Genomic DNA, 14,768 nt, shown 5'->3' on the forward strand with positions numbered 1-14,768 from the left:
TCTCTCCCCGGAAGATGGCGAGGATCCACACACACGGCACCGCTAATCTGGTGCTCCCGCACCGCCGGTGACCTTTTCGTGACCTTGGCCATCCGCCGGTGGAGCTGCGCCTGGAGGTTCTCGCCGTGTCCCTGCCCGCCGTCCTGTCGGCCGCCGGTGCGTCCCCGTCACCGACCCCCTCGCAGTCGACGACACCGACGGTCCCCACGCTCCAGGACGCCCAGGAGGGCGCGACCAACGCCGCGAGCTGGGTCGAGCAGAACTGGTCCACCTGGCTGGCGATCGGGCTGAGAGTGCTCCTGATCGCGGTGATCGCGGTCGTGCTGCGGGTGATAGTGCAGCGGTCGATCACCAAGCTGATCGACCGCATGACCCGTACCGCCCAGGCCGCGGAGGGCACCGCGCTCGGCGGGCTGCTGGTCAACAACGAGCGCCGCCGCCAGCGCTCGCAGGCGATCGGCTCCGTCCTGCGCTCGGTCGCGTCCTTCCTGATCCTCGGGACCGCGGCGCTGATGATCCTCGGCACCTTCCAGATCAACCTCGCGCCGCTGCTGGCCTCGGCCGGTGTCGCGGGCGTGGCGATCGGCTTCGGTGCCCGCAATCTCGTCACGGACTTCCTCTCCGGCGTCTTCATGATCCTGGAGGACCAGTACGGCGTCGGGGACACGATCGACTCGGGTGTCGCCGTCGGCGAGGTGATCGAGGTCGGCCTGCGCGTCACCAAGCTGCGCGGCCCCAACGGCGCGATCTGGTACGTCCGCAACGGCGAGGTCAAGCGCATCGGCAACCTCTCCCAGGGCTGGGCGACGGCCGGTGTCGACGTGACGCTCAAGGCGGACGAGGACCTGGACCTGGTGAAGGCCACGCTCGACGAGGTCGCCGAGCGGATGGGCCGGGAGGAGCCCTGGAACGAGGTGCTGTGGGGGCCGGTCGAGATCCTCGGCCTGGACAGCGTCCTGCCCGACTCGATGGTCGTCCACGTCGCCGCCAGGACCATGCCCGGCAAGGACCGCACCGTCGAGCGTGAGCTGCGCTGGCGCATCAAGCGCGCCCTGGACGCGGCCGACATCCGCATCGTGGGCGGCGCGACCGCGGCGGTGGACGCGGAGGACGCCGACCCGACGGCGACGATCGCGGCCCCGTCGGTGTTCTCCGACACGGAGTCCCCGCAGGCGGTGGCCGCGACCCCGATCGTCCGGCAGCGGCCGGCGGCACCGTAGGCGCTGCCGGACGGCCCGCATCCCGCCCGCCCCCGAGGTAACGAGTCTGTTGCCTCGGGGGCGGTTTCTCTTGACGCCCCCTTCGTGCTGGGCTTACGTTCCTTTCCAGCCAATAGGAAACTTTCCTAACAGTGATCAATGAGAAGCTTCGGGCAGTCGAAAGGCAGGTGGCGCCCCCATGGCAGGAACGGCCGGTACGCCGGGCACCCCGCGCGTCCTGCGCGCCATGAACGACCGCGCCGCACTCGACCTCCTCCTGGAGCACGGACCGCTGTCCCGCACCCGGATCGGCAAGCTCACCGGCCTGTCCAAACCGACCGCCTCCCAGCTGCTCGCCCGCCTGGAGGCGGCCGGCCTCGTCCTCGCCACCGGCACCACCGAGGGACGGCCCGGCCCCAACGCCCAGCTGTACGAGGTCAACCCGGCCGCCGCGTACGCCGCCGGGCTCGACGTCACCCCCGAGCGCATCCGCGCCGCCGTCGCCGACGTCACCGGCCGCACGGTGGGCTCCTACGAACTGCACACCCCCGGCAGGCGGCCCGCCCAGCCCGTCGTCCGCCAGGTCACCGACGCCCTCGACGGCGCCGTGAAGGCCGCGGGCCTCGCCCGCGACGACGTGGACCGGATCGTCATCGGCACCCCGGGCGCCTTCGACCCGAACACCGGCCGCCTGCGCTACGCCTCCCACCTGCCGGGCTGGCACGCCCCGAGCCTGCTCGACGAGGTCGCCGCCGCCCTGCCGATGCCGGTCGAGTACGAGAACGACGTCAACCTCGCCGCCGTCGCCGAGCAGCGGCTGGGCGCGGCCCGCGGGCACGAGGACTTCGTGCTGCTGTGGAACGAGGGGGGTCTCGGTGCCGCCCTCGTCCTCGGCGGGCGGCTGCACCGCGGCTGGACCGGCGGCGCCGGCGAGGTCGGCTTCCTGCCGGTGCCGGGGGTGCCCCTGGTCCGCCAGGTGACCAAGGCCAACAGCGGCGGCTACCAGGAACTCGCGGGCTCGCAGGCCATCCCGAAGCTGGCCCGCAGCCTGGGCATCGAGGACATCCCGGCCGGGCCGTACGCCGAAGCCGCCGCCGCTCTCGTGGCCCGCGCCGCCGCGTCCGACGACGGCCCGCACCGGGAACTGCTCCAGACGTACGCCACCCGCCTGGCCACCGGTCTCGCCTCGCTCGTCTCCGTCCTCGACCCCGAACTCGTCGTCCTCAGCGGCAGCGCCCTCACCTCGGGCGGCGAGGTGCTGCGCGCCCTCGTCCAGGCCGAGCTGGAGGAGCTGGCCGCCTCCCGGCCCCGGCTCGCGGTCGGCGGCGTACCCGAACATCCCGTGCTGCGGGGCGCGCTGGAGACCGCGCTCGCGGCCACCCGCGACGAGGTCTTCGACACCTCCCGCTGACCCGCTGACCCTCTGCCCCTGCGGTCCCGTCCGCGCCTCCCTCTTCACCCATCCCGTCCCACCCCGTCCCGCCCCTGGGAGACCTTGCCATGCCCGGAAAGTCCTGGAACGTCGCACCCGGAGTGACCCGGAAGGCGGCCGGCGCCCTCGCCGCCTCCGCCGCCCTCGCCCTCCTCGCCACCGCCTGCACCGGTCAGTCCTCCTCCGGTGCCGACGACGACGCCTCGAAGGAGACGACCATCAACTTCTGGCACGCCTGGAGCGCGCCGAACGAGGTGAAGGCCGTCAACGCGCTGATCGCCGGCTTCGAGAAGGCGCACCCCAACATCCATGTGAACGTCGTCGCCAACATGACCGACGACAAGATCAACCAGGCCCTGCGCACCGGCGGCGCCAAGGCCCCGGACGTCATCTCCTCCTTCACCACCAACAACGTCGGCAAGTTCTGCTCGTCGGGCGCGCTGAGCGACCTGGGCCCCTTCTTCAAGAAGGCGGGCATCGACCCGGAGACGACGTTCCCGAAGGCGATGAACGAGTACACCCAGTTCGACGGCGACCGCTGCACCGCACCGCTGCTGGGCGACGCCTACGGGCTCTACTACAACAAGACGGCGTTCGCGAAGGCCGGCATCAAGAACCCGCCCAGGACCTGGAGCGAGTTCGAGACCGACGCCAAGAAGCTCACCATCCCGCAGGGCGGCAGCTACAAGCAGCTCGGCTTCATGCCGGACTACCACGGCTGGGAGACCACCACCGAGCACTACTTCGGGCAGTTCTCGCCGACGTACTTCGACAAGGCCGGCAAGTCCGCACTCGCCACGGACCCCGCCTTCGAGGCCGGGTTCACCCTGCAGAAGAAGCTCGTCGACGAACTCGGCGGCTACAAGAAGCTGGAGACCTACCGCGCCAAGCTCGGCGACGAGTGGGGCCCCAAGCACCCCTTCCACACCGGCCAGGTGGCGATGCAGCTGGACGGCGAGTGGCGCCTGGGCATGGCCCTGGACACCAAGCCCGCGTTCGACATCGGCGTGGCCCCGCTGCCCGTCCCGGACGACCAGGCCGACCAGTACGGCAAGGGCTACATCACCGGCACCATCACCGGCATCGCCGCCAACAGCCACAAGCAGAACGCGGCCTGGGAGCTGGTGAAGTACATGACCACGGACACGGACGCGGTGGTGAACTTCTCCAACGCCATCCACAACGTCCCCTCCACACTGGCCGCCCTGAAGTCCCCGAAGCTGAAGTACGACCCGCGCTTCAAGACGTTCCTGGACATCGCCGCGAACCCGAACTCGACCACGTCCCCCGCCTCCGTCAACGGCGGCGTGTACCTGACGACGATCCAGAACTTCGGCTACGACTACGAGAGCGGCAAGGTCACCGACCTCAAGGCCGGCCTGAAGAAGACGGCCGCGCAGATCGACACGGACATCGCGCAGGCGAAGTAATGTCCACGATCACCCTGGCGTCGAAGCGCCGCAGGTCGGCGCTGCGCACCCTCGCCTTCATGTCGCCCTGGCTGATCGGCTTCGCGGTCTTCTTCGCGTACCCGCTGATCTCCACGGTCTACTTCTCCTTCATGCACTACGACGGCTTCAGGCCGCCGACGTGGACCGGGACGAAGAACTGGACCTACGTCTTCGAGCACTACCCCTTCTTCTGGCCGGCCCTGCGCAACACCCTCTGGCTGGTGCTGGTGATGGTCACGCTGCGGGTCGTGTTCGGCCTCGGCGTCGGCATGCTGATCACCAGGATCAGGACGGGCACGGGTGTCTTCCGCACTCTGTTCTACCTGCCCTACCTGGCCCCGCCGGTGGCCGCCACGATGGCGTTCGCGTTCCTGCTCAACCCCGGTACGGGCCCGGTCAACTCGATCCTGGAGAAGGTCGGCATCCCGGCTCCGGGCTGGTTCAACGACCCCCAGTGGTCCAAGCCGGCCCTCACCCTGCTCGCCCTGTGGGGCATCGGCGACCTGATGGTCATCTTCATGGCCGCGCTGCTCGACGTGCCCACCGAGCAGTACGAGGCCGCGGAGCTGGACGGCGCGTCGGCCTGGCAGCGGTTCCGGTACGTGACGCTGCCGAACATCTCGCCGATCGTCATGTTCGCCGTCGTCACCGGCGTGATCCAGACGATGCAGTACTACACGCAGCCGCTCATCGCGGGAAAGGTCGCCTCCGGCGTGATCCAGGGCGCGGGCACCCAGTTCGAGCCCGGCTACCCGGAGAAGTCGACCCTGACCCTCCCCCAGCTCGTCTACAACCTCGGCTTCCAGCGCTTCGACTACGGCTCCGCGTGCGTCGTCGCCCTGGTCCTGTTCGCCCTGTCCATGGTGTTCACCGCGTTCCTGATGCGGCGCCGGGGCGGTCTCAACCTGGCAGGTGACTGACCATGGCCCAAGTCCTGGACAAGCCGGTGCGGCTGAAGGCACCGGTCTCGCCCGCGGAGCGCACGGCCCGCCGCCGTTCGCTGCTGCAGTGGATCGCGGTCCACTCCCTCGGCGTCGCGGCCGCGCTCTTCTTCGTCCTCCCCTTCGTGTTCGTGTTGCTGACCTCGCTGATGAGCGACACCCAGGCACTGAGCCGCGACCTCATCCCGCACACCTGGGAGTGGTCCAACTACAAGAAGGTCTTCGACACCCCGGGCTTCCTGACCTGGTGGCGGAACACGCTGATCTACGCCGGGCTGGGCACGGTCCTCACCGTCGCCTCCTCGATCCCGGTGGCCTACGCCCTGGCCAAGTTCCGCTTCCCCGGCCGCAATCTGGCGCTCATGCTGGTGATCTCGATGATGATGCTGCCGCCGCAGGTGGTCATCATCCCGATGTACCTGTTCTGGGCGAAGCAGCTGGACCTGGCCGGCACGCTGTGGCCGCTGATCATCCCGATGGCGTTCGGCGACGCGTTCTCCATCTTCCTGCTGCGCCAGTTCCTGATGACCATCCCGAACGAGTACCTGGACGCGGCGAAGGTGGACGGCTGCAGCGAGCTGCGCACCCTGCTGAGGGTCGTCCTGCCGATGGCGAAGCCGGGCATCGCGGCCGTGGCCCTGTTCCAGTTCTTCTACGCCTGGAACGACTACTTCGGCCCGCAGATCTACGCCTCCGAGAACCCCGGCGCCTGGACGCTGTCCTACGGCCTGGAGTCGTTCAAGGGCGCGCACCACACCGACTGGAACCTCACCATGGCCGCGACCGTGCTGGTCATGGCCCCCGTGATCCTCGTGTTCTTCTTCGCCCAGAAGGCGTTCGTCGAAGGTGTCACGCTCACCGGAGTGAAGGGTTAACCACGTATGAAACTCACCGTGGTCGGCGGAGGCTCGACCTACACCCCCGAACTCATCGACGGTTTCGCGCGGCTCAGCGACACCCTGCCCATCGAGGAGCTGGTGCTGGTCGACCCGGCCGCCGAGCGCCTGGAGCTGGTCGGCGGCCTCGCCCGCCGCATCTTCGCCAAGCAGGGCCACCGCGGACGTATCGTCACCACCTCCGACCTGGAGGCGGGCGCCGACGGCGCCGACGCCGTGCTGCTGCAGCTGCGCGTCGGCGGGCAGGCGGCCCGCGAGCAGGACGAGACCTGGCCGCTGGAGTGCGGCTGCGTCGGCCAGGAGACGACCGGCGCGGGCGGCCTGGCCAAGGCGCTGCGCACGGTCCCGGTGGTCCTGGACATCGCCGAACGCGTCCACCGCGCCAACCCGGACGCCTGGATCATCGACTTCACCAACCCGGTCGGCATCGTCACCCGGGCCCTGCTGCAGGCCGGCCACAAGGCGGTCGGCCTGTGCAACGTGGCGATCGGCTTCCAGCGCAAGTTCGCCGGGATGCTGGGCGTCTCCCCCTCCGACGTGCACCTCGACCACGTCGGCCTCAACCACCTCACCTGGGAGACCGGCGTACGCCTGGAGGGCCCCGAGGGCGAGAACGTGCTGCCCAAGCTGCTCGCCGAGCACGGCGAGGCGATCGCCGGCGACCTGCGGCTGCCGCGCACCCTGCTGGACCGCCTCGGCGTGGTCCCCTCGTACTACCTGCGCTACTTCTACGCCCACGACGAGGTCGTGCGGGAGCTGCGCACCAAGCCCTCCCGGGCCGCCGAAGTCGCCGAGATGGAACGGCAGTTGCTGAAGATGTACGGCGACCCGGCCCTGGACGGGAAGCCGGAGCTGCTCGCCAGGCGCGGCGGCGCCTACTACTCGGAGGCGGCGGTGGACCTCGCGGCCGCGCTGCTGGGCGGCGGCGGCAGCCCGTACCAGGTGGTCAACACCTACAACCGGGGCACGCTGCCCTTCCTGCCCGACGACGCGGTCATCGAGGTCCAGGCCGCGGTGGGCGCGAAGGGAGCGCTCCCGCTGGCGGTACCGGCCGTCGACCCGCTGTACGCGGGCCTGATGGCGAACGTGACGGCGTACGAGGACCTGGCCCTGGAGGCGGCGCTGCGCGGCGGCCGCGACCGGGTCTTCCGCGCCCTGCTCGCCCACCCCCTCATCGGGCAGTACGCGTACGCGGACGCCCTGACCGACCAGCTGATCGCACACAACCGGGAGCACCTCGCGTGGGCATGACCGCACGTGTCCTCGCCGTCGACGCGGGCAACAGCAAGACCGACGTCGCGGTCGTGGCGGCCGACGGAACCGTCCTCGCCACCGCCCGCGGCGGCGGGTTCCGGCCGCCGGTGGTGGGCGTGGAGGCGGCCGTGGACGCCCTCGCCGCCGCGGTGGACACCGCGTTCGCCGCGGCGGGTGTCACCGGCGTGGACCAGGTCTCCGCATGCCTGGCCAACGCCGACTTCCCCGTCGAGGAGGAGCAGTTGGCGGCCGCCCTGGAGGCGCGCGCGTGGGGCGGGGCCGTTCAGGTCCGCAACGACACCTTCGCCATCCTGCGCGCGGGCATCACCGAGCCGCGCGGCGTGGCCGTGGTCTGCGGCGCAGGCATCAACTGCGTCGGCATGCGCCCCGACGGCCGCACCGCCCGCTTCCCCGCGATCGGGCGCATCTCCGGCGACTGGGGCGGCGGGTGGGGCCTGGCGGAGGAGGCGCTGTGGTTCGCCGCGCGCGCGGAGGACGGCCGCGGTGACCCCACGGACCTGGCCCGCACGCTCCCGGCCCACTTCGGCCTCCCCACCATGCTCACGCTGATCGAGGCGCTGCACCTGGAACACGTGCCGCACGAGCGCCGTCACGAACTGACGCCGGTGCTCTTCGCGACGGCGGCCAACGGCGACCCGATCGCCCGCGCGATCGTCGACCGGCTCGCCGGCGAGGTGGTGACGATGGCGACGGTGGCCCTGACCCGCCTCGACCTGCTGGAGGAGGAGACCCCGGTGCTGCTCGGCGGCGGGGTCCTGGCCGCCCGGCATCCCCGACTGAACGACGGAATACGCGAGTTGCTGGCGGTGCGGGCTCCGAAGGCGGTGCCCCGGGTGGTGACGGCGAGTCCGGTGCTGGGCGCGGCGCTGCTGGGCCTGGACCGGGTGGACGCGCCGCCGGAGGTGCAGGAAAGGGTGCGCGCCCACTTCGAATCCTGAGCCTCGGCGAGCCATAATCGACCGGGCCGCAGCACGGGTCCGGGGCGGCTGCCCCGGACCGGAACCGAACTGATTCCCCAGGCGTATTCATGGGCAGGGTGATGCGGAACCCTGCCCTGCCGCCGGCAGGACCCGCCAGGGATACTTGCGGCGACGGATGACCATGGGGGAGGTCGAAGTGACACATCCGCCGAAGAGCAGCGCGGCGCCACCGGGGTCCGGCGTGCCCACGATGCCGGCCGTGCCGCCCCAGCAGGGGCAGCCGCCCGCTCCCCCGCCGCCCCCGGGCCCCGCCGCCCCGCCCGCACCCGCCGCGACCCGCCGCACGGCGTTCGCCGAGGGCGTCGACCGGCTGCGTGAGGCGGCGACGACGGAGCCGGGCCGGCTGCGCATCATCGGCGCGCTCGTGGCCCTGCTGGTCGTCGCGTTCGGCGCGGTCACCGCCTGGCAGATGACCGACCGCGCGACGGCCGCCGGCGACGTGCTCACCCGCAGCCAGCCGCTCAGCTCGGACGCGGCCGACATCTACCGCTCGCTGGCCGACGCCAACACGGCGGCGGCCAGCGGCTATCTCGCGGGCCCGCAGGAGAAGCCGGCCATCCGCAAGCGGTACGAGGACGACGTCCGCACGGCCGCGCAGAAGCTGGTCACCGCCGCCTCCAACTCCAAGGCGGGGTCCGGCTCGGCGCAGACCATCGAGGACCTCAACACGCTGCTCCCGCGGTACGAGGGCCTGATCGAGACCGCCCGCGCCAACAACCGCCAGGGCTACCCGGTGGGCAGCGCCTACCTGCGGGCGGCCAACGAGCAGATGCAGCAGCAGATGCTGCCCAAGGCCGAGGACCTGTACCAGAAGGAGAACCAGCGGCTCCAGTCCGACTACGCCGACGCGAAGTCGCTCCCGTGGCCCGCGATCGGCCTCGGCCTCGTCGCGCTGGGCGGTCTGGCCTGGGTCCAGCGCCGCACCTACCTGCGCACCAACCGGGTGCTGAACCACGGCCTGGTCACCGCCTCGGCCGCCTCCGCGGTGGTGCTGCTGTGGCTGGTCGTCGGCCACACCGTCGCCCGCGCCGGGCTGAACGACTCCTACGACCACGGTGTCCGCTCGCTCAACGTCCTGCACGACGCCCGCATCGCGTCCCTGACCGCCCGCAGCGACGAGAACCTCAGCCTGATCCGCCGCGGCGCGGACACCAAGGACGTGAACGGCAGGACCGTGGACGCCTACGCGTTCGGCTACGACGACCAGATCGGCCGGCTGGCCACGTCGCTGACCAAGGCGGGCGGCCTCGCGGACGACTCGGCGGGCAAGAAGCCCGTGCAGGACGCCAACAGCTTCATGAAGGCGTGGAAGGACCGGCACGGCGTCGCCCAGGGCCTGAACGACAAGGGCGAGTACCAGCAGGCCCGTGACAAGGTCATCGGCGTCGGCAAGGATCCGACGAGCGTGTGCTTCGACAACGTGGACAAGGCCCTGCAGACGGCGCTCCTGCACGAGCAGCAGGAGTTCAAGCAGGCCGCGGGCGACGGCAGGGACGCGTTGACCGGACTGCCGTACGGCGCCGCGGTCCTGGCCGTGCTGGGCGCGGCCGGAGCGGTGCTGGGCATCGGGCGCAGGCTGTCGGAGTACCGGTGAGAGGGGGCGTGAAGATGGATGCACACCGTCTGGCCCGACGTCTGCGAGCCGGGCTCCGGGGCTGGGGCGGGGTCGGCGCGATGGCGGCCGTCTGCGTACTGGCCCTCGCCTTCGTACTGCTGCTGCCCCACACCCAGTCGAGCGGTGCCCAGGGCGGCGGCGGGCGGCTCGCCCACGGCACCCAGGCCAGGGCGGACACGAAGTGCGACAACGGCCTGGCCCCGCAGGACCAGAGCCTGTCGCCGTCCGGCGGCGGTGGCGGCGGCGCCGTCGACAGGATCAAGGCCCGCAAGGACCGGCGGCTGATCGTCGGCGTCGACACCAACAGCTACCGCTGGGGCTACCTCAACCCGAACAACACCTCCGGCGCGCTGGAGGGCTTCGACATCGACCTCGTCCATCAGATCGCCAAGGACCTCCTCGGCGACCCGGACGCGGTCTCCTTCAAGGCCATCCCCACCAACCAGCGCATTCCGGCCATCCAGAGCGGCCAGGTCGACATGGTGGTGCGCACCATGACGATCAACTGCGCCCGCCTCAAGGACGTCGCCTTCTCCGCCCCCTACTTCAGGACCGGCCAGCAGGTCCTGGCGCCCAGGACCTCGACGATCAAGGGCTACGACAGCACGCTCGCCCGGAGGAAGGTCTGCTCGGCCGAGGGCTCCACCGCGCTCGACAGCCTGCGGGCGGACAAGGGCGGCAAGATCCCCGCCTCCACCGACATCGGCACCGTCGTCCCCAACCAGCTCGACTGCCTGGTGAAGCTGCAGCTCGGCGAGGTCGACGCGGTGGTCACCGACGGCGCGCTCGCCGCGAGCCAGGCCGCGCAGGACCCGACGGTCGAACTGAAGGGCGGCCTGTTCACCGACGAGTACTACGGCGTGGCGATGAAACGGGGTTCGGACGATCTGGTACGCCAGGTCAACCGGACCCTGCAGAACTACATCAAGAACGGTGGATGGGCCGCCTCGTACGCGAAGTGGCTGCACCCCACCATGGACCAGGGCGACACGAAGTCGACGTCGGCGACCCCTCCCGCCGCCCACTACAGGTGACCGATCATCGGACGGACGGCAGCGGCCGGACGTCGGAGACCACACGACGGCACACGACAGCAGCGAGAGGTGATCGATGGGCGCCACGGACCCCGCCGGGCCGGTGATGGACCGGGACGAGGTGGACCGTGCGCTGGCGCGGCTCGGCGCGGAGCACGAGGCGATCGAGACCTCGCTCCTCGCCCTGCAGGACCACGCGGGCCGCAGACTCCTGGAGGGCGCGGAGCTCACCGGCGTCACCCGGGAGCGCTGGGCCGCCGCGGAGGCGTCGATCACGCTGCTGTGGACCTACTTCGACGCCTACACCGACGCGTTGCGCTCCGCCCGGGACATCCGCTCCCGCCGCCGCTGGTCCAGCCACGAGGACCTGGTGGAGCTGACCGAGCTGCTGCGCGGCGAGGCCGTCGCCGTCGCGGACTCCACCGCGGCCACGGCGAACGCGCCCACGCTGCACGGCGGCTCCGGCAAGCTCAGCCGGCGGTTCTCGCTGGCCGCCCTGGTCGACGTGATGAACGAGCTGTACGCGACGAGCCTGGACATGGTCGTCGCCGCCGACGCGGTCTGGTCGGCGCTGCCCGCGCGGATCGACTTGCTGGCCGCGGAGCTCCAGCGCACCCGCAAGCTCGCCCACTCCGTCGGCGTGCGTCCCGGGGAGCACCCGGCCGGCGACGACCTCGAGCGCATCACGCGCACCCTGACCTCGCTGCGCGAGCAGGTGGTCTCCGACCCGCTCGCGTACTGGCTGCCCGCCCCGGGCAGTTCGGCGCCCGGCGGCGGCCGTCCCGACACCGCCGTCTACGACCGTGAGGCGCGCGCCCTGGAGGACGTGCGCCGGGAGATCGACGCCGTGCTCACCGTCAGGCAGGACGCCGAGCAGCGGCTGGTGCGGCTGCGGGACGTGCTCAGCCGCGCGGACCGCACGCTCGCCGAGGCGCGCACCGCGCGCGGGGAGGTCCTCGCGAAGATCGCCGCCACGGAGGTGCCGGTCGTCAGCGGTCCGCCGACCCAGCTCCAGGAGCAGCTGTCGGCGGCCGCCGAGTACCGCAGGCATGCGCAGTGGCACCGGCTCTCCCCGCTCCTGGAGTCGCTGGAGGAGAAGGCGGAGGACGAACTGCTGCGGGCCCGTGAGTCGCTGACCGCGGTGACCGCGCCGCTGGCGGTCCGCGCGGAGCTGCGCGGCCGCCTCGACGCGTACAAGGCCAAGGTGGCCCGGCACGGGCTCGCCGAGGACCCGTTCCTGATCGAGCGGTACGACGCGGCGCGCCGCATGCTGTGGAGCGCGCCCTGCGACCTGCGCGTCGCCGAACAGGCCGTGCTGCGCTACCAGCACGCGGCCGCCGAAGCGCTGAGCACCCCGCGGGTGCCGGGTCAGAGCGGACCCGCGGACCGCAGGGGGCCGGGAGCGTGAGTGACGAAGGGGGTGCTGTGACGTCATGAGTCAGGCACAGCAGCAGTGCCAGCGGCCGGGATGCGAGGGCGCGTACGAGGACATGGGCGGCGGTGAGCTGTACTGCGACACCTGCGGCCTCGCACCGGTCGTGTCCGCTGGGGGTCCCCCCTCCGGGGGAGGCATGGTGGGCTCGTCGGCCACCGGCATCACGGGCAACGCCAAGGGCTCGCGCGGCAGCGGCAGTTCGCGGTCCAGCGGCCGCGGCAGCGCCCGTACGTCCTCGCAGTCGTCGAAGTCCCGGCGCTCGGTCTCCGGGCGGCTCTCCCGGTCCCTGTCGGGCCGTGTCTCCGGCCGTTCCGTGTCGGTGCGCAGCTCCGGTTCCAGCACCAACACCAGCAGCCGCGGCCGGCTGGGCGTGGGCCTGGTGCAGGTGCCGGACGTGCCGCGGCCCGACCCGCGCGCGATGGTCCTGGAGAACCCGGAGGTGCCCGAGCGCAAGCGGTTCTGCTCGCGCTCCGACTGCGGGGCGCCGGTCGGCCGGGCGCGCGGTGAGCGGCCGGGCCGTACGGAGGGCTTCTGCACCAAGTGCGGCCACCCGTACTCCTTCGTGCCGAAGCTGAAGACCGGTGACGTGGTGCACGGCCAGTACGAGGTCGTGGGCTGTCTGGCGCACGGCGGGCTCGGCTGGGTCTACCTCGCCGTCGACAAGGCGGTCTCCGACCGCTGGGTGGTCCTCAAGGGCCTGCTCGACACCGGCGACCAGGACGCGATGGAGGCGGCGATCTCCGAGCGGCGCTTCCTGGCCGAGATCGAGCACTCCAACATCGTGCGGATCTACAACTTCGTCGAGCACCTCGACCAGCGCACCGGCTCCCTGGACGGCTACATCGTCATGGAGTACGTCGGCGGCAAGTCCCTGAAGGAGATCGCCAACTCACGCCGCACCTCCGCGGGCAAGCGTGATCCGCTGCCGGTCGAGCAGGCGTGCGCGTACGGCATCGAGGCGCTGGAGGCGCTCGGCCATCTGCACAGCCGCAACCTGCTGTACTGCGACTTCAAGGTCGACAACGCCATCCAGACCGAGGACCAGCTCAAGCTGATCGACATGGGCGCGGTGCGCCGGATGGACGACGACGAGTCGGCGATCTACGGCACGGTGGGCTACCAGGCGCCCGAGGTCGCCGAGGCCGGCCCGTCGGTGGCGTCCGACCTCTACACGGTCGCCCGTACGCTCGCGGTGCTGGCCTTCGACTTCCAGGGCTACACGAACGTCTTCGTGGACTCCCTGCCCGACCCGGACAACATCGAGGTCTTCCGCCGGTACGAGTCCTTCTACCGCCTGCTGGTCCGCGCCACCGACCCGGACGCGGCCCGCCGGTTCGCCTCCGCGCAGGAGATGGCGGAGCAGCTGACGGGTGTGCTGCGCGAGGTGGTGTCCCTGCAGTCGGGGCGCGCGCGGCCCGCGCTGTCGACCCTGTTCGGGCCCGAGCTGAGAGTCACCGACACGGAGTTGTTCCCCAGACTGGAGGGGGACGTGTCGGTGCTGGGGACGCGGGCGTTGCAGCGGGCGAAGCGGCAGCCCCGGCTGCCTGCCCCGCCCGACGGCCTGCCGGCGCTCGTCAAGGCCGTCAACTCCCCCGTCGCGGCCCTCGCCCTGCCGGTGCCCCGCGTCGACCCCTCCGACCCGAACGCCGGTTTCCTCGCGGGCCTGATGACGACCGCGCCGGCCGAGCTGCTCGGGGCACTGGCCGCCGCGCCGTCGCCGTCCACCGAGACACGGCTGAGGCAGATCCGCGCCTGGCTGGAGAACGGCGACTCGTACACCGCGCTGGAGGCCCTGCTCCACCTGGAGGAGGAGCGGCCCGACGACTGGCGGGTCGTCTGGTACCGGGGCGTCGCCGCCCTGGTGACGGGCGACCACGAGGGCGCCGCGCTGGCCTTCGACGCGATCTACGACGCCTTCCCGGGCGAGCCCGCGCCCAAGCTGGCGCTCGGCCTGTGCGCCGAGGTGCTGGGCCAGCTGGACAACGCGGCGGAGTACTACCGCCTGGTGTGGGCGACCGACCCGAGCTACGTCAGCGCCGCCTTCGGCCTGGCCCGCGTCCAGCTCGCCACCGGGGACCGGCCGAGCGCCGTGGGGACGCTGGAGTCGGTGCCCGAGTCGTCGATCCACTACACGGCCGCGCGGGTGGCCGCCGTCCGGGCGCGGCTGCGCGGGCGCACGGCGACCGCCGGTGACACGGCGTTCCTGGACGACCTGACCGCCGCCGCGCGGCAGGTCGAGGCGCTGGACGCCTACGGTCTGGACCCGGCGCGCCGGGAGCAGTTGTCGGCCGAGGTCCTCGGCTGCGCGCTGGACTGGATACTCTCCGGAGGCCAGGGTTCCGCGCCCGTCGCCGGGCGGGTGCTGCTCGGCAGCGATCTGGACGAGCGGGGCCTCCGCTTCGGCCTGGAGCGTTCGTACCGCACGCTGGCCCGGCTGGCGCCCGGCGGCGAGGAGAGGATCGACCTGGTGGAACGTGCCAACCGTTACCGCCCCCGGACGTGGGTGTAGT

The 14,768-nt window shown here is 71.7% G+C and carries 11 protein-coding genes; all 11 read left to right on the forward strand.

Annotated elements, in window-relative coordinates; translation table 11 throughout:
* Positions 1-104: 104 nt before the first annotated feature.
* Positions 105-1,220, forward strand: a complete 1,116-nt coding sequence (locus ACIRPX_RS03125; protein ID WP_404188249.1) for a mechanosensitive ion channel family protein — start codon at positions 105-107, stop codon at positions 1,218-1,220.
* 178 nt (positions 1,221-1,398) lie between these two features.
* On the forward strand, positions 1,399-2,610 hold the full coding sequence (locus ACIRPX_RS03130; protein WP_404187558.1) for an ROK family protein: 1,212 nt from the start codon (positions 1,399-1,401) through the stop codon (positions 2,608-2,610).
* An 89-nt stretch (positions 2,611-2,699) separates the two neighbouring features.
* Positions 2,700-4,061: an ABC transporter substrate-binding protein gene (locus ACIRPX_RS03135; RefSeq protein ID WP_404187559.1), complete on the forward strand. Its 1,362-nt coding sequence runs from the start codon at positions 2,700-2,702 to the stop codon at positions 4,059-4,061.
* Positions 4,061-5,002, forward strand: a complete 942-nt coding sequence (locus ACIRPX_RS03140) for a carbohydrate ABC transporter permease (RefSeq protein ID WP_404187560.1) — start codon at positions 4,061-4,063, stop codon at positions 5,000-5,002. The genes ACIRPX_RS03135 and ACIRPX_RS03140 overlap by 1 nt, the downstream gene beginning before the upstream one ends.
* Positions 5,003-5,004: 2 nt before the next feature.
* Entirely contained in the window at positions 5,005-5,898 is an 894-nt protein-coding gene (locus ACIRPX_RS03145) for a carbohydrate ABC transporter permease (RefSeq protein ID WP_404187561.1), read from the forward strand.
* Between the two features lie 6 nt (positions 5,899-5,904).
* A complete protein-coding gene (locus ACIRPX_RS03150) occupies positions 5,905-7,170 on the forward strand; it encodes a 6-phospho-beta-glucosidase (RefSeq protein ID WP_404187562.1) in 1,266 nt (421 codons plus the stop codon).
* Positions 7,161-8,132: an N-acetylglucosamine kinase gene (locus ACIRPX_RS03155; RefSeq protein ID WP_404187563.1), complete on the forward strand. Its 972-nt coding sequence runs from the start codon at positions 7,161-7,163 to the stop codon at positions 8,130-8,132. Before ACIRPX_RS03150 ends, ACIRPX_RS03155 begins: the two co-directional genes overlap by 10 nt.
* A gap of 178 nt (positions 8,133-8,310) precedes the next feature.
* Positions 8,311-9,768: a hypothetical protein gene (locus ACIRPX_RS03160; RefSeq protein WP_404187564.1), complete on the forward strand. Its 1,458-nt coding sequence runs from the start codon at positions 8,311-8,313 to the stop codon at positions 9,766-9,768.
* A gap of 14 nt (positions 9,769-9,782) precedes the next feature.
* On the forward strand, positions 9,783-10,823 hold the full coding sequence (locus ACIRPX_RS03165; RefSeq protein WP_404187565.1) for a glutamate ABC transporter substrate-binding protein: 1,041 nt from the start codon (positions 9,783-9,785) through the stop codon (positions 10,821-10,823).
* 76 nt (positions 10,824-10,899) lie between these two features.
* Positions 10,900-12,231 carry a hypothetical protein gene (locus ACIRPX_RS03170; protein ID WP_404187566.1) on the forward strand — a complete coding sequence of 444 codons (1,332 nt, stop codon included), beginning with the start codon at positions 10,900-10,902 and terminating at the stop codon, positions 12,229-12,231.
* A 25-nt stretch (positions 12,232-12,256) separates the two neighbouring features.
* On the forward strand, positions 12,257-14,767 hold the full coding sequence (locus ACIRPX_RS03175; RefSeq protein WP_404187567.1) for a tetratricopeptide repeat protein: 2,511 nt from the start codon (positions 12,257-12,259) through the stop codon (positions 14,765-14,767).
* Position 14,768: the final 1 nt, after the last annotated feature.

Origin of the sequence: Streptomyces sp. NPDC101225, assembly GCF_044767585.1 — a bacterium.
Taxonomy (GTDB): domain Bacteria; phylum Actinomycetota; class Actinomycetes; order Streptomycetales; family Streptomycetaceae; genus Streptomyces.

Coding starts and splice junctions, on each gene's coding strand:
- ACIRPX_RS03165 (WP_404187565.1), top strand. CDS start 9,783: ATGGATGCACACCGTCTGGCCCGACGTCTGCGAGCCGGGCTCCGGGGC.
- ACIRPX_RS03140 (WP_404187560.1), top strand. CDS start 4,061: ATGTCCACGATCACCCTGGCGTCGAAGCGCCGCAGGTCGGCGCTGCGC.
- ACIRPX_RS03135 (WP_404187559.1), top strand. CDS start 2,700: ATGCCCGGAAAGTCCTGGAACGTCGCACCCGGAGTGACCCGGAAGGCG.
- ACIRPX_RS03175 (WP_404187567.1), top strand. CDS start 12,257: ATGAGTCAGGCACAGCAGCAGTGCCAGCGGCCGGGATGCGAGGGCGCG.
- ACIRPX_RS03150 (WP_404187562.1), top strand. CDS start 5,905: ATGAAACTCACCGTGGTCGGCGGAGGCTCGACCTACACCCCCGAACTC.
- ACIRPX_RS03130 (WP_404187558.1), top strand. CDS start 1,399: ATGGCAGGAACGGCCGGTACGCCGGGCACCCCGCGCGTCCTGCGCGCC.
- ACIRPX_RS03145 (WP_404187561.1), top strand. CDS start 5,005: ATGGCCCAAGTCCTGGACAAGCCGGTGCGGCTGAAGGCACCGGTCTCG.
- ACIRPX_RS03170 (WP_404187566.1), top strand. CDS start 10,900: ATGGGCGCCACGGACCCCGCCGGGCCGGTGATGGACCGGGACGAGGTG.